This is a genomic window from Teredinibacter waterburyi (assembly GCF_001922985.1).
GTDB lineage: Bacteria > Pseudomonadota > Gammaproteobacteria > Pseudomonadales > Cellvibrionaceae > Teredinibacter > Teredinibacter waterburyi.
Map to the genome: position 1 here is coordinate 1 of NZ_MRUH01000103.1, position 23,365 is coordinate 23,365.

Annotated in this window: 17 protein-coding genes; 12 read left to right on the forward strand and 5 right to left on the reverse strand. The window is 48.1% G+C overall.

All coding sequences use genetic code 11. The annotated features are described in order from the left end of the window. Positions 1–458 (reverse strand): response regulator (locus tag IDZ20_RS06980; RefSeq protein WP_188150709.1); only part of this gene is annotated, 458 nt, incomplete at its 3' end. Positions 459–694: 236 nt separating this feature from the next. On the opposite strand from IDZ20_RS06980, the gene IDZ20_RS06985 reads away from it, so the two are divergent. The 7 genes from IDZ20_RS06985 (at position 695) to IDZ20_RS07015 (ending at position 7,054) form a co-directional block, all read left to right on the forward strand. Beyond that, positions 695–1,876, forward strand: coding sequence for an HD domain-containing phosphohydrolase (locus tag IDZ20_RS06985; protein ID WP_188150710.1), 1,182 nt, complete (start codon positions 695–697; stop codon positions 1,874–1,876). Between the two features lie 132 nt (positions 1,877–2,008). Next, positions 2,009–2,557: a heme NO-binding domain-containing protein gene (locus IDZ20_RS06990; protein ID WP_188150711.1), complete on the forward strand. Its 549-nt coding sequence runs from the start codon at positions 2,009–2,011 to the stop codon at positions 2,555–2,557. Further along, on the forward strand, positions 2,547–3,500 hold the full coding sequence (locus IDZ20_RS06995; RefSeq protein WP_188150712.1) for a sensor histidine kinase: 954 nt from the start codon (positions 2,547–2,549) through the stop codon (positions 3,498–3,500). The genes IDZ20_RS06990 and IDZ20_RS06995 overlap by 11 nt, the downstream gene beginning before the upstream one ends. Before the next feature lie 155 nt (positions 3,501–3,655). Then, positions 3,656–5,122, forward strand: coding sequence for an FMN-binding glutamate synthase family protein (locus IDZ20_RS07000; RefSeq protein ID WP_245792176.1), 1,467 nt, complete (start codon positions 3,656–3,658; stop codon positions 5,120–5,122). A 101-nt stretch (positions 5,123–5,223) separates the two neighbouring features. Then, positions 5,224–5,529: a c-type cytochrome gene (locus IDZ20_RS07005; RefSeq protein WP_188150714.1), complete on the forward strand. Its 306-nt coding sequence runs from the start codon at positions 5,224–5,226 to the stop codon at positions 5,527–5,529. Positions 5,530–5,790: 261 nt separating this feature from the next. Further along, on the forward strand, positions 5,791–6,651 hold the full coding sequence (locus tag IDZ20_RS07010; protein WP_245792178.1) for a type 2 periplasmic-binding domain-containing protein: 861 nt from the start codon (positions 5,791–5,793) through the stop codon (positions 6,649–6,651). Positions 6,652–6,685: 34 nt separating this feature from the next. Then, positions 6,686–7,054: a hypothetical protein gene (locus IDZ20_RS07015; protein ID WP_188150715.1), complete on the forward strand. Its 369-nt coding sequence runs from the start codon at positions 6,686–6,688 to the stop codon at positions 7,052–7,054. Here IDZ20_RS07015 and IDZ20_RS07020 read toward each other — a convergent pair. Next, positions 7,051–7,989, reverse strand: coding sequence for a hypothetical protein (locus IDZ20_RS07020; RefSeq protein ID WP_188150716.1), 939 nt, complete (start codon positions 7,987–7,989; stop codon positions 7,051–7,053). The two genes, IDZ20_RS07015 and IDZ20_RS07020, sit on opposite strands and share 4 nt — an antisense overlap. A gap of 198 nt (positions 7,990–8,187) precedes the next feature. On the opposite strand from IDZ20_RS07020, the gene IDZ20_RS07025 reads away from it, so the two are divergent. Together IDZ20_RS07025 and IDZ20_RS07030 are read left to right on the forward strand one after the other, a co-directional pair. Then, entirely contained in the window at positions 8,188–9,498 is a 1,311-nt protein-coding gene (locus IDZ20_RS07025; protein WP_245792179.1) for a conjugal transfer protein TraF, read from the forward strand. 89 nt (positions 9,499–9,587) lie between these two features. Then, positions 9,588–11,318: a hypothetical protein gene (locus IDZ20_RS07030; protein WP_188150717.1), complete on the forward strand. Its 1,731-nt coding sequence runs from the start codon at positions 9,588–9,590 to the stop codon at positions 11,316–11,318. A gap of 53 nt (positions 11,319–11,371) precedes the next feature. On the opposite strand, the gene IDZ20_RS16410 is transcribed toward IDZ20_RS07030, so the two are convergent. Beyond that, on the reverse strand, positions 11,372–11,506 hold the full coding sequence (locus IDZ20_RS16410; protein WP_281250549.1) for a hypothetical protein: 135 nt from the start codon (positions 11,504–11,506) through the stop codon (positions 11,372–11,374). A gap of 441 nt (positions 11,507–11,947) precedes the next feature. Here IDZ20_RS16410 and IDZ20_RS07035 point away from each other — a divergent pair, with 441 nt between their 5' ends. Continuing rightward, positions 11,948–13,366, forward strand: coding sequence for a two-component system sensor histidine kinase NtrB (locus tag IDZ20_RS07035; RefSeq protein ID WP_245792181.1), 1,419 nt, complete (start codon positions 11,948–11,950; stop codon positions 13,364–13,366). Positions 13,367–13,468: 102 nt separating this feature from the next. Further along, positions 13,469–15,694, forward strand: coding sequence for an FdhF/YdeP family oxidoreductase (locus tag IDZ20_RS07040; RefSeq protein WP_188150718.1), 2,226 nt, complete (start codon positions 13,469–13,471; stop codon positions 15,692–15,694). 143 nt (positions 15,695–15,837) lie between these two features. On the opposite strand, the gene IDZ20_RS07045 is transcribed toward IDZ20_RS07040, so the two are convergent. Together IDZ20_RS07045 and IDZ20_RS07050 are read right to left on the reverse strand one after the other, a co-directional pair. After that, entirely contained in the window at positions 15,838–17,319 is a 1,482-nt protein-coding gene (locus tag IDZ20_RS07045) for a cellulose-binding domain-containing protein (RefSeq protein WP_223144925.1), read from the reverse strand. A 398-nt stretch (positions 17,320–17,717) separates the two neighbouring features. Then, positions 17,718–19,142 carry a substrate-binding domain-containing protein gene (locus IDZ20_RS07050; RefSeq protein WP_188150720.1) on the reverse strand — a complete coding sequence of 475 codons (1,425 nt, stop codon included), beginning with the start codon at positions 19,140–19,142 and terminating at the stop codon, positions 17,718–17,720. Positions 19,143–19,928: 786 nt separating this feature from the next. Between IDZ20_RS07050 and IDZ20_RS07055 the strand changes: the two genes are divergently transcribed. After that, the gene (locus IDZ20_RS07055) at positions 19,929–23,021 is read left to right on the forward strand and encodes a TonB-dependent receptor (protein ID WP_188150721.1); all 3,093 of its coding nucleotides are present in this window, start codon (positions 19,929–19,931) and stop codon (positions 23,019–23,021) included. The last annotated feature ends 344 nt before the right edge of the window (positions 23,022–23,365 follow it).

Consider the following 23,365-nt stretch of genomic DNA (forward strand, 5'->3'; position numbering starts at 1 on the left):
CCCGAAATAACAATGATTTTGCAGGTGTTTTGATTGGCGAGCTGTTCGAGTAGCGCGAAGCCGTCCATTCTTGGCATTTGTAAATCTAGCGTCATCAGGCTGGGCTTGAGCGTGGCGTAGGAAACCCCTGCGTCGAAGCCGTTGTGTGCTAGGCCGGTTATAAAGCCTAGGCCTTTTAAATGACGTGCCACGGAGCGGGCCATACTTTCATCGTCGTCTACCACAAGCGCCATTCGATTGGGTTGCACATGCTCTTCTAGGGTTGATGGAATGGGCAACTCGTTACTCTGCATAAATGCAACTAAGTCTGCGGCGGCAATGCGGTTATCACCACGACTGCCAGGCAGTTGATGGGCCTTGAGTAGGCCTTTATTGATCCAGTTAATAATGGTACGTAGCGAGACGCCACAATAGGTTGCGGCTTGTCCTGTGGTTAAGAACGCAGGGGGATGAGTCATTTATCAATCTCGTTTAGGGGCATGTGGCACGAACAACCTTATTACTCGATAGTACTTTGTCGCTTTATGTTGCTTTAGGCAAATGTAGCTATAGCTACATCTTAATTTTTCGCCGCAGCCTATGCCAAATTGATCTTGAGCACCTACTGGAGGTTCATGATATTCATGTTATTATAGATATTCATTTAATGCATGTTATACCAATTTTTCTGTTTTGCCCACTTTAGGAGCGTTTTATGCGTCCGCATCTCACATCGGTAGATACTCAACTTCCCTCTAAGTCTGGTTCGAGCTCCGACTCAAAAGACGTGGGTGAAGCGCCCAGAATACTATTTGTTGACGATGAGCCGCAGGTTTTACGTACGCTCAAGCGTTTTTCTCTGACACAAAATTGGACGGTGTTTTTTGCCGAGTCCGGTGAGGCTGGGTTGGATTTACTGCGAAGCGGCCAAGAGGTCGATATTGTGGTGTCGGATATGCGTATGCCGCGCATGTCAGGTTCGGAATTTTTACAGGCGGTGAAGTCTGAGTTCCCTTTTTGTGTGCGCATGCTTCTAACCGGCTATTCCGATACTGATACGTTAAAAGACGCGATTAACGGCGCTAGGATTTATAACTACCTAACCAAGCCGTGGGATGAGACGATGCTGAGTGAAGTTATCGACGGCGCTTTTCGGTTCCGCAAGTCTGAGCGCGAACGTCGTCGTTTAGAAGATTTAACCCATGACCAGAATCGTAAATTGTGTCGTTTGGCGTTGTCACTTGATCGTCAGGTGAAGGAGCGCACCGAGGAAATTGAGCGGGCGAAACAGTTGCTGCAAGAGTCTCACGATCGCAAAGAGCGCCAATTTCAAGCCTCGCTAACAGTGCTGAACCACTTGATTGAGTGGCGAGAAGGACGAGATTCTGGGCACAGCCGTTTTGTTGTTAGCTACGCCGAAAAATTGGCCCGTCAGCTCAAAATGCGCAAGCAAGATGTTGACGATATTCAATTAGCGTCGCTTTATCACCGTATTGGAATTTTGGGTTTGCCCGATGAGCTGCGTACTCGTCCGGTTGCGGGTTTTTCTGATAGTGAGCATGCGCTTTACGAAAAAGTACCCGTTTGGGGTGAGCAGGCGTTGGTGGGTATTCCCGAGCTGGCCGATGCCGCGCGGTTGATTCGTCATCAGCACGAGCGTATTGATGGCGGTGGTTATCCCGATAGTTTAAAAGGGGTACAGGTGCCGGTAGGCTCACAAATTATTGGTATGTTAAGTGACTATTACGACTGCAGAAATGGACGATTAGTCAGCGGGCTGAGCGGTGCCGATGCGGCGGGGCGCTATATCGCAGAGCATGCCGGGAGCAAATACGATATCGCTTTAGTGCAACTCTTTTCGACTATGCTGGATGAATCCGGCGACATGGTTGTCTAGCTATAAAACCCTGTGATGAGCAGGTTAGGGCTAATATTTTGGTAAATATTTTTGGCCTGCGCGTGCTTAATCTATACTTCTCTTAATTGCAGTAATTTGCGCGAGCGCGGTTAATGAAAGTGAGGAAGTCGAGTGTTAGGCACGGTTTATATAGCGTTAAATGACATGGTGGTCGATCGCCATGGCGTGGTTGCTTGGGACAAAATTCTGGATGAGGTAAAACCTGATTCTGAAGGTGTGTTTACCTCGATTGAAACCTATCAGGATACCGAGCTAACACAATTTATTGCAGCAATTGCAGCGCTTGAAGGAATTAGCCCAACGGATGTTGAGCGGGAGTTTGGTCAATATCTGTTTGCGGTGTTAAATCGAAAAAGCCCCATCTTTACGCAACTCGCGCCTAATTTGTTTAGTTACTTGCGCAGTGTTGAAACAGTTATTCATCCAGACGTAAAAAAGCGTTTTACGGATTCCTCTCTCCCCACTATTACCTGCTCTCGTGGCGATGCCCGCGAGCTGCTGTTCGAGTATCGCTCGGCGCGCAAGCTTTGCTACTTAAGCGAGGGTTTAATTTTGGCGGCTGCACAGCATTATGGTGAGGCCGTTAGCCTAGAGCATTCCAGCTGTATGCACCGCGGCGCAGACCACTGCAGCATTAGGGTACAACGCCATGGCGAATGAAGATTACAAAGCCGCTTATGAGCGACAGCGACGCGCACGCGAAAAAGCCGAGCAATTGCTAGAAGACCGCACTGGCGAGTTACACGAAGCTCACGGTTCTCTATTGCAAGCGTATAACCGCTTAAAAAATCAGAAGGCGCAGCTGGTTCACAACGAAAAGCTTGCCAGTATCGGCCAGCTCGCCGCGGGTGTTGCACACGAAATCAATACCCCTGCCGCCTACGTGAAAGGTAACGTATTGCTGACTAAGCGTTATTTTGAAATGGTTTTAACCGCGGTATGTGATTATGAGTTGTTGTTAAAGGATTGTGTTGCGGGGAAGGTTACGCCAGAAGACATTAGCGCAAGGCAGCAGGCGATAAAAAAGACCGCAGACTTAACCTATTTGGCTGAAGATATTCCTGAGATGATGGCCGATACCTTACAGGGTATAGAGCGCATCGAAAATATTGTTACCAGCCTTAAAGATTTCTCGCGCCCAGACCAGGCCGAAGCGGTGATGTTTGATTTGAATGCCTGCGTCGACAACACCCTAAAAGTTGCCTGGAACCAAATTAAATACAAAGCTGAATTACATACCAGCTTTGCGGAATTGCCAGAAATTCCCGGGCAGCCGGGTAGTTTGAGCCAAGTGTTTTTGAATTTGTTGGTAAACGCCGCTCACGCGATTACAGATTTTGGTGAGATTTGGGTGAATACCTATGTTGAAAAAGAATTTGCCGTGGTCGAGATTATCGATAACGGCGATGGTATTCCCGAGGACATTAAAACCAAAATTTTCGACCCGTTTTTCACTACCAAGGAGGTTGGTAAGGGAACTGGCCTCGGCCTATCTATAACCGATAGCATTATTAAAAAGCACGGTGGCCGAATCGGTTTGGAAAGCGAGGTAGGAAAAGGCACGACGTTTAAGGTGTTTCTGCCTCTGGTACGGCCCGACTAAGCGCATTCGCGCGAGTTCTAACTGAGCTGTAAAGCCTGCTCACATCGTTTATGATGCCCGTTCAATAACCACGTAGCGTTCGTGTGCCCGCACGAATGCTTGGTTGCCTTGGGCTTTAGTGTTTGGTTTTGTGATAATTTTTTATGGAAATTGATATGGCTTCAGTGCTGGATTGGGCGGTACAGGTTTTAGTTTACAGCCTGATATTGGCAATGTTCGCGGCGTTACTGTTGGTGGTGGTTTTGTATTTTGTTGATACCCGCCAAACGCAGTCGACGATTCGTCGCAACTATCCGGTGATCGGTCGTTTTCGCTACTGGTTTGAACACTTGGGTGAGTTTTTTCGGCAGTATTTTTTCGCTATGGATCGTGAGGAAATGCCCTTCAATCGCGCCATGCGCGCATGGGTGTATCGCGCTGCAAAGGGGTTAAGTACCTACACCGCGTTTGGCTCTACGCGCAATAATCTGGTTGTAGGTGACCCCCATTTTGTCAACGCCGCCTACCCGGTTCTGGATAGCGAAATTCACGACGCTAAGCTGATCGAATTTGGCCCCTATTGTGAGACACCCTATAAAACCCGTTCATTTTTTAATATTTCCGGTATGAGTTTTGGCGCCTTGTCGGTGCCGGCGGTGACGAGCTTATCGAAGGGCGCGGCACTGGCGGGCTGTTGGTTAAATACCGGCGAGGGCGGTTTGTCGCCGCATCATTTAGCGGGTAACGCCGACATAGTGTTTCAGATGGGGACGGCAAAATATGGCGTGCGCGATAGCGATGGCAATTTGAGCGAGTCGAAACTCGCCGTGCTGGCGGCAAACCCGCAGGTAAAAATGATCGAAATAAAGCTTAGCCAAGGAGCCAAGCCGGGCAAGGGCGGTATTTTGCCCGCCGATAAAGTAACTGCCGAAATTGCGGCAATACGGGGCATTCCTGCCGGACACCCATCGAATAGCCCCAATCGTCATACCGATGTCAACAACGATGAAGAACTGCTAAACCTTATCAATCGGGTGCGGTCAGTTAGCGGTAAGCCGGTGGGCATTAAAGTTGTGCTGGGTGGCCGCGATTGGCTTTCTGGGTTTTGCGAGTCGATCTTGCAGCGCGGCATTGAAAGTGCGCCGGATTTTATCACCCTCGACAGTGCCGACGGCGGCACCGGTGCAGCACCGCAATCGCTAATGGATTTTATGGGCTTGCCGCTGCGGGAAAGTTTGCCGTTGCTGGTGGATGAGCTGTTGGCGAAGGGGCTGCGAGAACGCATTAAAGTGATTGCATCGGGTAAGTTGATTACCCCCGGTTATGTGGCGCAGGCCTTGGCGACGGGGGCGGATGTAGTGGTAACGGCGCGCGGCTTTATGTTTGCATTAGGCTGTATTCAGGCCATGCAATGTAATAAAAACACCTGCCCAACCGGTATCACCACCCACGACAAACGGTTACAGAAAGGCTTAGATCCAACCAATAAGGCGGCGCGGGTCGCGTCCTATCACGCGCAGATGGTGCACGACATAGAGGTGATTGCTCACTCCTGCGGCCTAGCCGAACCCTCGCAGTTGCGGCGCGAGCACGTGCGGATTGTGCAGGCCAATGGTCGTTCTATTCCACTTTTGGAGCTTTAGCGTGGGGTTGTCGTTCTCGTCAGGGGAACGATAATGAGTGTAAAATGCTCCCTACTTTTGTCTTTCCCTTTTCTCTTCCTTTATCTAGAGGTTTTTTTACAATGAAATTTTCTGCAATTGTTGCTTTGTGTTTGACTCTACCTATGTCGACACTTGTTTTTGCTGGTGATGCGCCATCTAAAGAAATGGGTTGTCGTGCCTGTCACGGTGCTTCTGGTGCCAAGCCGATGATGGGCTCATACCCCAAGCTCAACGGTCAAAACAAAGATTATTTGATTAGCGCGTTAAAAGCCTACCGCGACAATAAGCGTTCCGGCGGTATGGCAATTGTCATGGTTGGTCAGGCTAAGTCACTTAGCGATGCCGATATCACTGCTTTGGCCGAGTATTACGCTAGCCAGCCATAAATCAGTTATAAGACGCCAGCTGTTGGGCTGGTTGTGTTGCGGTTATAAAAACCAGTCATAGCGTTGTTATGGCTGGTTTTTTCGTTTTGGGGGATAGGGTCGCTTATTAAGTGCAGTTTTATTTGTTGCTGGGGTTGAGAGGTGAACTCGTCATTCTGGAGTGATTGTCTATACTCTAAAAAGACTCGTTGGCGTCCGCTTCAACGACTAACCTTGACGGTGTTGGCGTCAATTGCCAATGAACAGTAATGAAGAGTACTTATGAAAAAAATTGGTTATCAGTTGCTGTTGGGTTGCCTGTTGGCAGCACCTATCGGCGTTATGTCGGCCGCGGCGGAAACCGTGCGTATGGTTAAAATCGTGAATGATAATTCACGTTATGCCGAGGGCTTGGTGAAGCTCGCGCTGAGCAAGCTCGATAAGTCTTACAGCTTTTCCAACCCAATCGACCAGACAACCACTAATCGTGTAATCGAGATGATGGATAACGACCAGCTGGATGTGTTCTGGGTGGCGACATCACGCGAGTTAGAGCAGCGTATGCGGCCGGTGCGCATCCCTCTGTACCGCGGCTTGCTGGGCTATCGCGTGTTTATGATTAAGCAGGGCACGCAGAATAAGTTTAACGGTATTTCTAGCCTCGCAGACCTCAGCCGAGTGTCGCTTGGCCAGGGGCGCTACTGGTCGGATACCGAGATTATGGAAGCCAATGGCCTGAATGTGGTGAAGGTAACCCAGTATCACGGCCTGTTTTTTATGCTGGATGGCGACCGCTTTGACGCCTTTCCGCGCGGTGTACAAGAACCTTGGGCCGAGATTCAACAGCGTCCGGATTTAGCACTTAGTGTCGAGCAAAATATTTTGTTGTCCTATACCAGCCCATTCTATTTGTTTGTGCAAAAAGACAACGCCAAGCTCGCGCGAGATTTAGAGGAAGGCTTGCGTATCGCCATAGCGGACGGCTCGTTTGATGAGTATTTTCGCAACGATGCAATGGTGAAAAGCGTGACAGAAAAGGCCAACTTGGCGCAGCGGCGCGTGATTAAATTGAAAAACCCTAAGCTGCCGGAGAATACACCGGTCGATCAGCCTGAGCTGTGGGTGGATATCACCACACTTTAAACATTCGTTAATGCCACTGAGGAGATTGTGTCCAATGGCGGATTACATACCTATGCCCAATATGAGTAATAAGCGTGATGGCGATTCAAAAAAGCGCGCGGTTTCCGGTCTGCAAGACAACAATGACCATATTGCTCGAATCGAAAAACTGGAAAAGACCTGTCAGCAGCTTTCCTTGCTTACCGAGACTCTATGGGAAATTATTGCCGAGCAGAACGAGCTGCAAGAGCCGGTGCTGCTGGAAAAGGTTACGGCGACGCTGGCGTTACGAGCCGAGCGTGCCGATGAGCGTTTACATTGTTCGAAGTGCAATATGAGCAACACCACCAGCAAAGCTAAGTGCATCTACTGTGGTGGTGAGCTGGTGGGCGATGTGAGTAACTCGCCGTTTCGCCATCTCTAGTCTGCGTCGGCATCACAACCAGGCATGCTACTGCCGACCGCAAGGTTATCGATGTAAAGAGTGCGTGGCAGCGTCGTCTTGTGATACTGCTCGGCACCTATGTGTAATTGGCTGAAATAGGCCGGCCCCGTCCAAACTCCAGCTTGCGTGTTGGGGTCGATACAGCCGTCGCCAGTGCCACCGCTATTGGCGTCGATAGTTAAGGCGCTGAGTTCTTCCCCGTTCAACCAAAAGGCGAGCCGATTTTGATCGGCATTAAAATGCCACTGCACACAGGCCCACTGGTCGTGAGGGATTAAATAGGGCTTGGCGGGAGCAACATTGTCTGCGGCGCCTGCGCTACTGTATTCAAAATCTGGGTGTTGCCAGCAGTCGGTTAACCATTCGGTTTTACCGTCGCCATCGGCGTCGATACGCGTGTCATAGTTACCCATAAAGTGATCGAACCTACCGTCTAAGCGACCGCGATAATTCACCACGGTGTTTTCTGGAGCGCCAGACGTGGCGCGCGCAGGGCCGTCCGCTTGCAGGAAGGTAAAGTCGCCGCCTAGTGCATTGTCACCCTGTAAATACATCATCATACGACCGTAGATCTCGCGCGGTTGGTCTAGGCCGTTTTCGGGGGTTAGATCCAAACTGAGATAGCTGCGATTGTAGCCCGCCCCTGTGGCCTCCACTTTTAGTGCTTGTCTGCCACTAAATACCTTCTCTTTGCTCAAGCTTACACGCGCGCTGTTACTGGCGTGCCAGTGGCTGGCGAGCTGGTTAGACTCAAAATTTTCGCATATGGCCGCGACACAGACTGGATTGGCCGTGGTGATGTCTTGCTGGCAGGCGGCGAGCGCTAAGCCGGCCAGCGCAAGGCCAGCGGCGAGGGCTGTGCGCCGAGGTGTAGCTGAGGTAAGAATTGGGGCAAGAGTTCGCAGCGGAATCATGACAGGGCCTTTTCAGTTGTTATTTTTGTAGCGCTACAGCTTAACGGTTCGTTTGGTGTGTGGCCAAACCTTATTGTTTTTGTTGCAGCAAAGTGAAATATTAAGACTAAGTTATTATATGCGGTTAATCGGAGCACACTTAAGTACCAGCTTTGCTACCCTTATCGGAGTTTGAACCGAAATTGTTAGGGAGTTTTTGTGAAGCGAATTTTATCAACCTTAGTGCTTGGCGCGGGATTTAGTACAACGGCTATTGCGGGTGGCTTAGGCTACGGAGCGACAGCAACGACCGGACCATCGTCCAACCACTTTTCTTTGTTTGCTATATCCAACCCCGCTATGGGGGCTCTGATGGTACCGGAGTCTGAAAGCTGGCGCTTTGCCTACTTCCCCAATATTAGCTCGTCGACAGAAGTGGGGAACGTCGATAATTTCGTCGACGACCTAGATGATTTAATCGACATTATTGACGACCCCACCAGTACCAGTGATTCCGCTCAAGAGGTTCTCGACCGCTTTAATGGCGTGTTGGGTGAAATGGGCGATAACGGTTATGTGAAAACCACGCTGGGCGTTTCTGCTCCACTAATGCCGCTGTTTGTTCGCTCCGATAGCTTAGGTGGAACCCTATCTGTTGAGCTGGATTTAAAAACCCAGGTGGGCTTGAGAATTCTTGACGATGAGTTGAGCTACGACGATCAAACCGGCAGTTTTTCGACCAATACGTCAGCCTACGTAAAGAGCGGTATCCAAACAAAGTTAGCGCTTGGTTATAGTTTCCCTTTACTGACTAACTATTTTGAAACCAGTAGCGGCCAGCTGTATGGCGGCGTCAAAATGGGCTTTACCCAAATGGAGCTGAGTAAGCAGGTGATTGCCCTGCAGCAGCTCGATGGGAAAGATGTCGACAATATTATTGAAGACGAATACGACAACAACCTACGCTCAACCACCGGCTTAGAGTTAGATCTTGGGCTTTTGTGGGTAGCCGATAACTACCGTCTTGGCTTAACGCTAAGCAATTTGAATTCCCCCTCTTATAAATATGGCGCCGTGGGCGAAAACTGCGACAGCTATGAAGAGGCTTCCAGTGCGCGCGCCCACTGCGAAACTGCCACCTACTTTGTACAGGTTCGCGGCGAGTTAAAAGCGCGTGAAACCCATACTAAACACGCCGTAGCAACCGTGGACGCCAGCTATTTTTTAAGCTCTCGCTGGGTATTAAGTAGCTCGCTTGACCTTGCCGCCTACGACGATATGGTCGGTCAGGAAAATCAGTGGCTACACCTATCAACCGCCTATGAAGCTAAAGGGAACTGGTTGCCTTCGTGGCGTTTTGGCTACCAGCAAAATCTCGCCGGAACCGAGCTAGCCGCAACCAATGTCGGGCTTACTTTGTTTCGTGTGCTCACCCTCGACCTTATTTGGGGTACCGAATCCGTCACGGTAGAAGGCTCAACCGTACCGCGCCAAGTCGGCTTTTCGGTCGGCTTTCAAGAGCGCTTTTAAATATTTGTTGTTATCTGAAATCGGGAAGCTGCGGAGCCGAATGGCCCCTCAGCCTTAGCAAATTTACTGAATACCGAGAGTTATCTGTTATGAGAAAATTATTATTTCGCCAGGCCGGTCTGGTTGTTGCCATAAGTACTGTATTGGTCGGTTGCGGCGGTACAGGGCAGGACGAAGGTGTTAGCGCCAATATTCGCGAACCGATAAGCGGTTTAGCTATAGATGGCTACCTTGCTCGATCAACTGTGTACCTTGATACCAACAATAATGGCACTCGCGACCCCTGGGAGCCCTATGCCTTTACCGACAACGACGGCTACTACTCCTACAATCCTAAAACGGACACCAACTATTGTGCTAGCAACGCTACCGCGATGGATCAGCAATATTGTTTAGTGAGTAATACCGCTCTCGCTGATGTGGTTGTTCGTATCGACGGCGGCTACGATATTCTAACGGGGGAGCCGTTCCTGGGGCAGATGAGCCGACGGCTTTCAGTAGCCGATCGAAATGAAGCCAATTACACCTCACCGTTAGTGCTGTCACCTATAACGACACTGTTATCCAATATTGATATTGAAAGCGATCGTACTTCGATGGTATCAAGCTTGGGTATTGAACTATCCGATATCAATATAGATTACTTGAATGTCAATAACCCTCGGCCGGACCTAATGAGCACGGCGCTAACGATTCACAAAACCGTAACGATTTTGAGTGATCGACTAAACGATACTTATACCGAAATTGGCAAGGAAGTTGGGGTGGCCAGTGACCCAAGTTCTTATGTGTATAGATCCTTGGCGGAGGTTATGTTGGCCTCGCCGACCCCAGAACCGTTTCGCGATACCCTGAGCGATACTTCGTCGCTAAGTAGGGTGTTAGACAATGCGGAAACAAGTTTGCGCGATATCTACGATCGCAAAGAGATTGACTTGCCTGAAGTGACGGGCCGTGTGCCCTCGCAGCAGCAGCTCGATCGAACTCTGCATCTTGCCAGCAATATTGGTAGCGTGGTTGATCGCTTGGTGAGTGTTGAGCAGGAGAGTGGTCGTACCGCTTTGGAGAGCGCCACCAGCGTTTCTAAGTTGTTGGAATCTTTTGTGATTAAATCGGTGGATGAAGGCGAGAACGAAAATCCTTCAATCGATGCTTCTTTGCAGTTTTTCACCGACGACAGTAATAAGCCGTTGTTAGAGGCATTGCTGGATAGCGCCAGCCGAGACAACCTCTTCGTATCCGAGTTGGTCCTCAACGATTTTAGTGGCGATGACTTTGACGACGTTGAAGATATGGGTAATGTCGCCAGTTTGCCGGAAGGTACCACGCCGTTTAGCGGTGTGGTTGGTATGAGCCTAAGGGTGGGGGATCTGAATATCCGCACCAATGAGAATAACCTGAAAGACTCTGAGGTGAAACTCTACTTTAAAGGTGAAGCCGGCGATGTTGACGGTGAGCTGATCGCTTGTGCGAAGCATATTGACGGTGCCAAGAGTAATGGTAGCTTAGGGGAAGGTAATACACGTGGTGAGCTTGTTAACGGGTTTTGGAGCCTGCTAGGTGCAAATGAAAATGCCGAGTCTCACTCGCTACTAATGACTGTGACCTTCTTGGGGACCACTTACCAAGCGATTATCAAGCCTGCTGGTATGGGGATGGTCGACAACCAAAATTACCACGTGTACCGCTTTGATTTTGATGACGATTTCCGCAGCTGGCACAGCGTTGACGGGATACAGGAGGCGGGAGTACTGCCGTCTAATAGTCTTGATTGTGAAGACGAACTGCCGTCTCGCGTTGGTTTACAAAAGGCCATTTGATAGCGCGCTAACCCGATAGCAAAGCGGTCATAGCTGGCATCTCTATAACTGAACTAGAGAAAGCCAGCTATGGGCGCTGCCCCACCGGAAGTACTAATCAGTGCCTGCATTACCAATACCACAACAAGCCCGACAACGGCAGCTTGGGTGATAAAGGTTATGGCGCTTGTTACGTGTCGATTACTCATAATCTTAGCTCCTTATTGTTACGGAACTCCGAGGTTAGGGCGTATATTACCTGCGGAGTGCTTATGCTTCAGACGTACCTACGGTTTCCGTGCCCTCTAAGTATTGACGCTTTTATGGATTAAGCTACTTTGGAGAGCGAGCATACCTAGGTTAGGAGGCGTATAAACCCATGCTGAATACCATTGTTTAGGGTTTACTCATTTACGGCCTGCCAGTGAAATTGTTTTTATTTATCTCTACCATTGTTCGCGCTGTTGGTGGTTTTGTTTAGTGAGCTTCTGAGTAGAGCTTTCGGCTTATCCTAAAGCAACCTTGTTGCAACCGTTATGCGTATACTGCTGTCGTACCTAGCCTAAAGCCGCCAACTTGTTCATACTTGCGTTTGCTTATCACCACCAGCCATCTTGCTAATCACTACTATATAAGTCGCTAATCAAAACATGATGAAAAACCACATTGCCGTTGTTTTATTACTTCTGTCTGGCTCAGTTCAGGCGGGCTTTCTCGATTATTTTAAAAACGAGTCCGGCGGGACTAAATGGCAGTATGTCGCCAACTTCTCCAGCGCTGTACTCATCCTGCTATTGTCTATTACCGTGGTAATTATGCTGGTTCGGCATCAGGCTGCACGCCGTGCCAACCGTGAACTGAACGATATTCGTAAATCGCTGGAAGATCGTGTTGCCGAACGCACTACCACACTCGCTTGCGCCAACGAAAAGCTCGAAGCCGAAGTGGCGGAGCACCTCGACACAACCGCCCGCCTAAAAGGCTCTGAGGCCTACATCAAGAGTATTCTCGACTCAATGCCGCTGATGTTGGTTGGCCTCAACGAGGACTTAGAAATTACCCAATGGAACAGCTGGGCCGAGAAAATTACCGGTGCTAACTGGGCTCAGGTTCTAGGCAAAAATTTGTGGGAGGCTTATCCGACGATTACGCTTACCCAGGAGCAGGTTCAAGAAGTGATGGACACCAAAAAGACCCTGACCATCAAGCACAGCCAGCGTAGCCAGTATTATTTTGACATCACACTTTACGCGCTACAGGGCAATCGTGAGACCGGTATTGTTATTTTGCTAGACGATGTGACCAAGCGTGTAAAAGCCGAAAACCGTTTGATCGAACTCGACAAAATGGCGTCTATGGGGGAGTTGGCGGCAACTATGGCCCAAGATGTGGGAACGCCGTTGCACGCGATAGTAAAACACCTAAACGCCATTCATAGCTCGGTCGATCAGGCAGACGAGATTCCGGACTCAATGCGAGGTCTATATGACGAACTTGTGCTGGCAACCGACAGTAGCAAGCAAGCCTTGGCTATCGTCAGTAATCTACTGGAGTTTTCCAGCCATCAAGGTGCCGCACTACAGCAGGCAGATCTGTCTGAGGTTATTGACCACACCTTGGAGTTGGCTAATAAAATTTTAATTACGCCAACGGGCCTGCAGTTTAAAAACATCAAAATCGAGCGTAACTATCAAGACGATTTAGTGAAAATTCCGTGTCAGGTAGCTGAGTTGCAGCAAGTCTTTCTGGGTATTTTTCGTCATGCCTGCTTTGCGTTAGGTAGCTGTAAGCGAGAAGGTTTTACCCCGGTGGTAAAAATCAATATCGATCGCTTCTACGATTCTATTTGGGTGAAAATACATCACAATGGTTTGGGCTTAACTAGCGAAGAACAGCAGGATATTTTTGAGCCATTCTTTCTGAATGAAAATGGCGAAGCACAGGGTTTGGGTTCACAGCGCTTGTCCTACCCATACTTCGTGGTTACCGAGCATCACAACGGCCATATGGCAGTAACTTCTGATGTTGATGTTGGTACAACCTTTCATATTCAGTTGCAGGTCGTTTAACTTTTTACGTTATACGGCGCCGTAGCGACCGATGTTACGCCGTGTACATCAGCTCTACAGCCGTTAAACCATACCCGCGAAAACAAAGAGGTTAGCCGAGTTATGTCCAATGCCCACAGCACGCGCAAAAAAAAAGAACCCAAAGCGATTGTTGGGGGTGGCTGGAAGGCGATTGCTACGGTTTGGCGTTACGCTGGGCAAATGGGCTATGGCAACTTACTGCGTACCCTTACCTCAAAAAATACCTGCAAAGCCTGTGCGTTTGGAACTGGCGGTCAAAACGGTGGCTTGCATAACGAAACGCGGCGCGGCATCGAAATCTGTAACAAAAATGTGCAGGCGCATTTAAGCGATATGCGTGGTGCAATTGCACCGAATTTCTTTTTTGAAAAATCTATTGCCGAAATGCGTGCAATGTCGGCTCAGGAATTAGAAGCGCTTGGTCGCCTCACCACTCCCGTCTACAAAAAACCCGGTGCTAGTCACTATAGCGCCATTAGTTACGACGAAGCCTTACGTATCTGCAGCGAGCGCCTGCAAGCCACAGCGCCGCAGCGAAGTTTTTTCTACGCCTCGGGTCGCAGCTCTAACGAGGCTGCATTCTTGTTGCAAACCTTTGCCCGCTTGTACGGTACTAACAATGTTAACAATTGTTCCTTCTATTGCCACCAAGCTTCCGGTGTCGGTTTAACCGCAACACTCGGCACTGGCACTGCCACGGTTCAATATGATGATCTTGATAAAGCCGATGTGATTTTTGTATTTGGCGCTAACCCCGCGTCAAATCATCCGCGCTACTTAAAAGCCCTTATGAAATGCCGACGTCGCGGCGGCAAAGTGGTGGTGGTTAATCCCGCACGCGAACCGGGCATGGTTAAGTTTGCGTCCCCCAGCGATTGGCGCTCTATGCTAAAAGGCGGAGAAGAAATCGCCAGCCATTATTTGCAGCCGCATTTGGGGGGGGATATTGCTTTGATGCAAGGTATGGCGAAATGTTTGCTAGCAAAGAATCTTGAAAATGCCGACTTTATTCAGCAGCACACCGAAGGCTTTGAGGTGTTCGCCAAAGAGATTGACGAACTCGCTTGGGAGAAAGTTGAACAAAGCTCTGGTTTGTTTCGCGAACAAATAGAAGAGGTTGCCGAACTTTATTCTAACGGTGAAAAAGTAATCTTTTCTTGGAGTATGGGGCTTACCCATCACACCCACGGCGTTGCCAATATTGAAACCCTAGTGGCGTTGGCATTGCTGCGCGGCATGGTTGGCCGTCCCGGTACGGGTTTGTTGCCACTGCGCGGCCACAGCAATATTCAGGGCGTAGGTTCGATGGGGTTTACACCCGAGTTGAAAAAAGGTGTAGAACAGAATCTAGAAAAGAAAATAGGTGCTGCACTGCCGACAGTCGCTGGCTTGGATACTATGGCCTGTATAGAAGCTTCAGCGCGCGGTGATATGGATGTAGCAGTATTGCTTGGTGGGAATTTATTAGCGTCTAACCCTGATCGCGACTACGCGATTGCCGCACTTAATAAAATTGGATTTAAGGCCTATATTAACTCCACCTTAAATATTGGCCATGTACACGCCGTCGATGGCGAAGTGTTAATTCTGCCAGTACGCGCACGCGACGAAGAGCAGCAGGCGACCACCCAGGAATCGATGTTTAATTTTGTGCGCAAAAGTGATGGTGGTATTAACCGTTTGCCGCAGTTACGTAGCGAAGTGGATATTATTCAGACAATTGGCGAACAGGTTATTGCTAAAACGCTGTGTGATTTTAGCGTGTTTCGCAGCCATGAAAAAATTCGCGAATGGATTGGCGATGTGGTACCGGGCTTTACAAAAATTCAGCAGATCGACGAATCCAACGATGAATTTTACATCGAAGGTCGCACCTTGCATCAACCAAAATTTGCCACAGCTACGGGGCTGGCGTTATTTAAATATCATCCTTTGCCGCCACGTCCGTTTTCGGGGGTGTGGCGAAATCACGATGGCAATCATGAATTTATGCTGACCAGCGTGCGCAGTGAAGGCCAGTTTAATTCCATTATCTACCATGAAGAAGACCATTACCGCGGCCAAACCGATCGCTGGGTGGTGCTAATGCACCCGCAGGATATGGCTATTTGCGGTTATGCAGAAAACGCTAAGGTAACAATTCGTACTGACACGGGTGAGATGCGCGATTTAAAAGTGCGGCCCTTTGATGTGCGCAGGGGCAATATTATGGTGTATTACCCTGAGGCGAACGTGCTTATACCGAAGAATCTTGATAGCGAAAGTAAAACACCAGCGTTTAAATCTGTGGCGGTCGAAGTTGTTTAGTATCGATTTTTATGGCGGGTTTGAAAACTGTATTTTTCGTTAACCGATATCAAAAGCGATTAAGTTTTAGTATAAAAAAACGGAGCCTTTCGGCCCCGTTTTTTTATTGGTTAGCTATTAAGAAAAATCCTTAATGGCATAACTTAAAGGTCACACATGTAGGTCCATGAACCATCGGAACCCGGTACAGTTTGCGTCCACCAATTTGCGCGGTAAACACTGCCGCTGTCGCTCATAAGGTCGCCGGTATTAGCGTTAAACGGGTCGCCCTTCCAGTCTAAATTAGGGAAGTTAGGGTAGGCGTATACCGCGGATATATCAACTCCTGCGGCGGTGCAGCTATCGCTGTCGTCGTTACTGGCGAGCACTTCGAAAGTGGTTTGCGCAGTGTCGCTATAGGGGGCGGGGTAGCTAACGCTTAATGTGTGCTCACCAATGCGGCTAAAGCTATACCTATCGGTCATGTATCGATGATTGTACCCAGTCGTGGGGGAGCCCGAGCTGCTAGCGCTTGTATTACCGGCGGCAAATGGCGAGAAGGTATTGTTTGGGTTGAAATCGAAAACAATCGCTCCCGAGTCGTTGTGTTGCAGGGTGAAAGTCGGCTTCTCGCCGGTATCGGAATGGCTAGCGCTAATCGCAACGCTGGTGTTTTCGTACTGGTAGAAAGGCGCACCCTCAATCGTAACACTCACTTCACTGCCGGGACCGCTTGCCGCTACCGCCTCGAAGAAGCTAGTTTGATTTAGCTCGGGTGCATAGTCCCAGTTTACATCTACACGATGTTGGCCCAGTTCGCTGGCGCTGTAGAATGAGATGCGAGTTGCGGTTGGCCCCGAACCTGAACCGCTGGAGGTTGAAGTAGAGGTGGAGCTAGAAGAACTCGTACTAGAGCCGCTAGCACTCGTTAGGTTTGCACCGCTTGGCGCCGTTACGGTGACCGTTGGCCATGTACCTTGGCCAGATTGTGTAACAAGTGTAATAGCAAACTGTTGATTTACTACAACTTCATCGGGGTGGGTAACCGTCAGCGTTGTTATTTCGGGCTCGTTTACTCTTACCTTAAAGGTCTCTGAGACTTCCGTCCATTGTCCCGCGCTGTCCGTAGCGCGCGCTACAACCGCATAACCGGTACTGAGGTCGGTACTCCAGTAGCCTTGCATCGCAGCCGAAAATACGCCGTCGGACTCGCCTGAGTCGAGCACCATAGGCACTTGAAAACCGTCCATTGTCACTTGATAAATCGTAAGCGAATAGCTTGCAAGATTTCCGTCTTCGTCGGCGGCGGAAGCCGTAAAGGTTACTTCTGTATTGGGTTCAATGTCGTTAACGGGGGAGTCTATTGTAACGGTTGGCGGGCGGTTGAAATTTTCGGGGGTACATTCGCCAAGTGCTTCCCAAGAGTCGCTGGCCCAACTGTCTTGGCCTGGGGTTGCCCAGCCGCACCAGCTCTGGATGCACTTATACGCGCTGCCGTTATTTTGGTAGATGTTACCTACACTAGCATTGCCGTAGCTGAATACGGGCACGCCAACGCACACATAAGCGTGACTAACATGGCTGAATACAAAAATTAATAGCGCAAATACCGGCGCAAATATATGTCGATAGCGATGGAATAACATGAGTATTTCCTCTTTATTGTTCACTTGATAGTTTGCTGGCGGACTGTGAGTTCGAAATATTTTTATTGAAATGACTGCTCGAAAATGAGTCGTAGAAAACATTAATTATTATTGGTTTTATGAACACGCTAACAGCGACAAGAAAGTGCGGAGTTCGATTAAAGGCCGGCCTAAGCTACGGTAGCCTAAAAATGAGCGGCTTGCGGCGAGGGCTGCGCTGAATGGTACCAGCGTTAAGCGCTCTAGGCTGTAGATTCGTGCGCCATTCAGACGGGGCGTAACGACATAAATCCAACTCCGCCGGTAGAATTTACCTTTTGTGGTAAAGACTACCAGCGCGCGCGGAATGAAAAGTGTCGCAATTATTTCCAGTTTTTAGTGTGAATAATTTAGTAGGATTAATATGCTTCAGATAATAACCTGTTAATTCGGTCGGCGTTACTTGGCTCTTTTAGAAGGTGTTTGTGTTTTTTATCGAACAGCCAGATTTCTACACGTTCGTTCTTGAGTGCGCTTCGGCCTTCATTTGCGGCGACCGGCAAGTCTGCACCCAGGCCAATAATAGCGTCGGTTACAACGCCTTGGCGGAACAGCTCCGCTTTTACTGCGGCGGTACGTAATTTCGAAATAACCTTTGCGCGTGATTCGGTGGCTTTTAGTTTGCTAAAACCAACCAACTGAATTTGAACAGTGTCGTCTTTATTCTTATTTAGATAGTCAACGACTCTCTGTATATCTTGCTTTGCTTTATTGTCTAAATTGGCGTCGCCAGGAAGAAATCGAAAGTTAACGGAAAGACGTTTCCCATGCTGGGTGAGTGCAGAATATATTCTTGGGGAGTCAACAGCGTCGACAGTCAGACTTATAGGGTTTTGTGAAATAAAACCAATATTCTCAACAATTTTTTGGCCGGCAACACTGTGTGCGAAAGCAATAAATTCTTCAATCTCGGGCTTGTTACCGTAAGCCGGTGTATACATATATAGCCTACGGGCGAGCGCGTAATCTTCCGTAGCGACGTAAAGTGGTTCGGGTGACAGGGGGGTTGAGTTTTGTTCCTGAATCGCCAACGCTTTAGAACGGCGTACCGACGCGAGGCCAACAAACCCAATGCCGGCAATATCGCGAGCAACCGTATCCGATAGCAGATCGTTCGACTCAAACCGTTCCGAACTGGGGCTTAATTTGTGGTTTTTACCTAAAACCAAACTGGAAAAAGTATCCCATGTGCCAGAATTTTCGTCGCGTGCATAGATGTTAATGGCATGATTTAAACCGCCCAATTCTCGCCAATTCCGGATCTCGCCAGAGAATATTTGTGCGACTTGCTCAACCGATAATTGTGAGACGGGATTGCTCGGATTAACTACTACCGCTAAGCCATCGATGGCAACAACATGCTCCGCATTAAAGCTAGACATGTCACCGTAATTTTCTAACTGCAGTTTTTCAGCAGGTTTAATACTGCGAGACGCTAATGCAATGTCTGCCGTTTTTGAATATAGCCCTTTGAATCCAGTGCTGGAACCGTGTGCGTGAATGTCAATGTATACAGATAAATAACCACGCTTACCGGTAACCCGGACTTCGTTATCATTTTCGAGTGGCCTAATGTCCACATAATCACAACCCTTTGCTTCTAAATAGGCTGCAGCCCATGCGGGGGCAAGCCGCGCTCCGATGGTGTTGGAACCTTGTAGCGTAAATAGTAGGCCTTCGGTATCGCTAGAAAAGCCAATTAGCTGAATATTATTATCTAACTTATTTTCTGTGGAGTTGGCGGCACCGGACAAGACTAAAAGCGTGGCCGTAATAATGTACAAGAAACAGCGTGTGTATATATTTGTAGTTGATATTTGGCGTTTAGTGATGAGGCGTAGGGTTAGGACGTTTTGAAGGCTTAAATTCCGCAAAAACACAAAGCGGGAGTTCAACATGGATAACCTCTTATTAATCTAGCTATAGAGAGCGAAGCGCGGCAAGGTACCGATAGAGTGTTGCATTTATATGACAGTTGTTGCTGTTAGCTGTCCTATGTTGAGTAACTGCGCAGGGAGGCACATAGTGGTAAAAGATATTTTGTGGTTGAAAAAAGTTAGCGGAGAAATAGTAATACAATAAAAAAATACCCCACGCGTTGCACGTAGGGTTCTGTGTGTTAATGCCGCGTCCAAGCTTACCGTATTATCAATTTTATTATCCCTCCGCATCCTGCGTCTTTATTCTGTGGTGTAAGCATAAATACACCTAGCTAGATTGTTGCGACTGTTGGAGCCGTTCCGTCGGTCAACTGCGAGCGTAATCTTGCCGTCATTGTGTTACCACATTACGAAGGTTATGTGACACTAATTACTGAGTTAGGTGTTGTGGTGAAATATAGCTGAAACAAATATGAAATAGTTTTGAAACAAAAAAGACATAAAACCGAACGAATAATAGAAATTAATTTGTAACAATGACTTTGTCATATAACTGTAACCAGAGAGCCCGAGAATGCGGCAACTACTTTTCGGGGATGAGTTTTTATAGGTTTTAGGCCTAATAAAAACTAAAGCGTAAAACCTTTTAACCTCGGAAGTCTTTTTACCGTCTTATTGAGGTTTGTGTACATGAAATACCATTCGCAAGTGAGTTCGCTATTGCTCACGCTAATTCTAAGTTCAGCTCACTATGCACTAGCAGAGGAAACGTTTGTAAGCGTATTTCTTGATGGTCGTCCGGTTCAGGGGTTGAATGTAAGTGTTGATGCCGAATTGACTGGTGTTACCGCCGAGGATGGCTCGCTTGCATTAGCTGTAGAGAGTGGTTCTCACAGTTTATTGTTGTTTCGTGAAGACATTCTATTAAGCCAATACGACTATGATCTAGCGGACGGCGAAAATGCAGAAATTGCGATAAGTTTTTCTGAAAACCTAGCAACCCCAAAAGTGAAAATTGAAAAATATCGTAACGGCGACCCTGTCACTGCGACCGGTATACTTCAGGGCTCGGCCATTTCCTTTATTAATGGTTCCGGTGTCGCTGGTGCGACCGTAGAGCTACTGGGTACCGAACTCGCTGCGCTAACTGATGCCGATGGTATCTTCCGCATCGAGGCGCCGCGTGGTACTTACAACCTAGTTGTTACCCATCCAAACTTTGAATCATTTGCACAGGATAATATTCGTATAGTCGCCAATAGTGGGCTTTATGCCAATGTAACGCTTAGACCAAGCGCGACCGACGACTATGCATCTGCACCGGATGCCAATCCTGCCGTTGTTACCCCTATGGCCGCACATAATGGTGTAGAAGAAATGTTTATTGTCGGTCGCTTTCAGGCAATGAACTCAGCCGTGGATATGGAACGTTTGTCTGGTTCAATAATCGATGCGGTAGATGCGGAGCAGTTGTCACGGTTTGGTGATAGTAATGTTGCCGGAGCACTAAAACGTATTGCCGGCGTGTCGGTTAACGATGGTAAATACGCCGTGGTTCGCGGTCTAGATGGTCGTTATATTTCCAGCACCTTAAATAATAATTTAATGCCCACGACCGATCCGCTGCGTCGCGATGTGCAGCTGGATTTATTTCCAGCAAATATTTTGGGTAATATAGAAATCAGTAAAAGCTATAGCGCCGATCTGCCCGGAGATAGCACTGGTGGCACCATTGCCATGAATACCAAAGATGCGCCAACCGAATACAGCAATAAATTATCCTTAGGTCTTGGCTATAACTTTGACATTACGGGTAGCGATATAGTTGGCTATGAGGGAAGCGGTACGGACTGGCTGACCTATGATAATGGCGATCGTGAAATTCCCGGCGAAGTCGCAACTACCTTTACGCCCTACCAAGGTACGGCTACCGCGGCAGTGAATACCTGCGATGTGTCTGGCTGCGATATTAGCTATGACGAAAATGCACGCTTGGCGCAGCAGTTTCCGGTTGTTTATAACACCTCGATGGAATCCGCCTCGCCAGACTTTAGTCTCGGTTATGCCTTGGGCAATAGCTTTGATAACAGCTTTGGAGAGGTTGGTGTGTACGGCGCAGTAGGTTTGGGTAACTCAACCAAATCGCGTATCGATGCGAGCTTTAACGATTCTCAGCGTGAAGGTACTTACGAACGCAGTGTTAAATCTTCAAAACTGAACGCCTACTTTGTTGTTGGTTTAGACGATAATCACGATGGATCTTGGTTGAGTAAAACAATCTTTCTACGCCAAGCCGACGATACCACACGAGTGGTTGACGGCTATAACTATCAAGACGGCGTTGCCTACAAAGAGGCTATGCTGCGCTGGAACGAGCGTGAATTTTTTGCACAGCAGTTTTCGGGCAGTCATCCGTTGTTCGAAGCTTCTGAATTTTCCTGGCGTATGGGTGCGTCTAAAACCACTATGGACGAGCCCGATCGTCGTTCTTGGTATTATTCGGGCGGTGTATTTTTACCCTCGTCAGCGGAGCGTCGTTACTCGGCGTTAACTGAAGATGGAACTGATTTTGGTGTGGACTATAAAGTTGATTTTGATCTGACTGAAAATATTACCACCGAATTGAAGGTTGGTGCGCTCTATAACAAGCGCGACCGCGTTTGGAATTCGGGTCGTTTTAGCTTTAACTACGGTCGAGGCCCTGGGTTTGATGATACCCATGCCGATGTGGAAACCCAATTATCGCAACAGAACCTCGCCGACAAAAATTTTCAATTGCGAAAAACAACCGCCAACACTGATAGCTTTACGGCGGATATTGAAACCACCGCATTTTACCTAACCACAGAAACCTTAATTGCCGACAAGCTAACTTTAGTCTTGGGTGCGCGCCAAGAAGATAATACGCAAACTTTAAATTACCCCTACGAAAATAGCGTAAATAACTTTAACGAACTAGACGGCGGCGATTTACTACCAAGCTTGACGCTCGCCTACGACTTTAATGATTCTTGGAAGTTGCGTTCTAGTTACAGTCAAACCGTTTCACGTCCGGGAGTGATCGAGCGCTCCAGTTCGAGTATGTCTGATCCAGATACGGATAAGCGAATTTTCGGCAACCCCGATCTGGTGGTCGCGACAATTGACAACTTAGATTTACGTCTTGAGTACTACTTTGAAAATGGTGGCAATGCGTCGCTTGCATGGTTTTCGAAAACAATCGATAACCCCATCGAAAAAACCTTGCCTGATGCTTCTGGTTCGGCCTCTAATGGTTATGAGTTCCGCAACGCCGCCAGTGCAGATATAAGTGGTATTGAATTAGACTTTAGTAAGCAGCTAGTCGACAGCGCGAGTTGGAGTGTTGACCTTGGCTTTAACCTATCGTTAATCGATTCTAAAGTATCGCTGGACAGTCAAAGTCTACGACTAGAAGGCACCGACGCGGAAGGGCGTGAGCTACAAGGGCAATCTCCTTTCTTAGTTAACTTCCAGCTTGCTGCCGACCATTTAAATAGTGGCCAAGAGTTTACTCTTTTGCTAAATCACTTCGACGATAAAATTGATGCGGTTGGCCGTGGTGCTGGTGTCAGTAATGAAATGGAGTTGGGCCGCACGAGTCTAGATTTTAACTACAAGTGGACGCTAGAGAGTGAATCTAGTATTAGTGTAAAGCTAAGCAACATTTTAGATGCTAGCGTTGAATATGAGCAAAACGGAACAATAAGCGAGAGTTATAAAGAAGGCCGATCACTAAGTGTAGGTTATACCCACTCTTTCTGATTTTACGTTATTGTTGCTTTTTAGCGTTATAAAGTTGTTAGCCTGCCGGAAAATTTCGACAAGTATAATTTGAATAAAAATAACCACAAAAATAAGGCGGCAACCGCACGGGTTGTCGCCATTTCTAGTTGTTTTAACTCGTTTCCCCCGCGCTCTAATACTCCGGCTCTTAAAATAATTGACCGCAGAAATCTATATTCGTATAGGGGTCTATATCGGTCACTAAAATCCACATTTATTTTTCAGTTAATAAAAACGTAACAATTACGTGATAAAACGTTGGGCTGTGAACCGATGCATGCGTTTTTTGCGGGCAACAACAAATCGAGTTGGCCAGAAAAAAT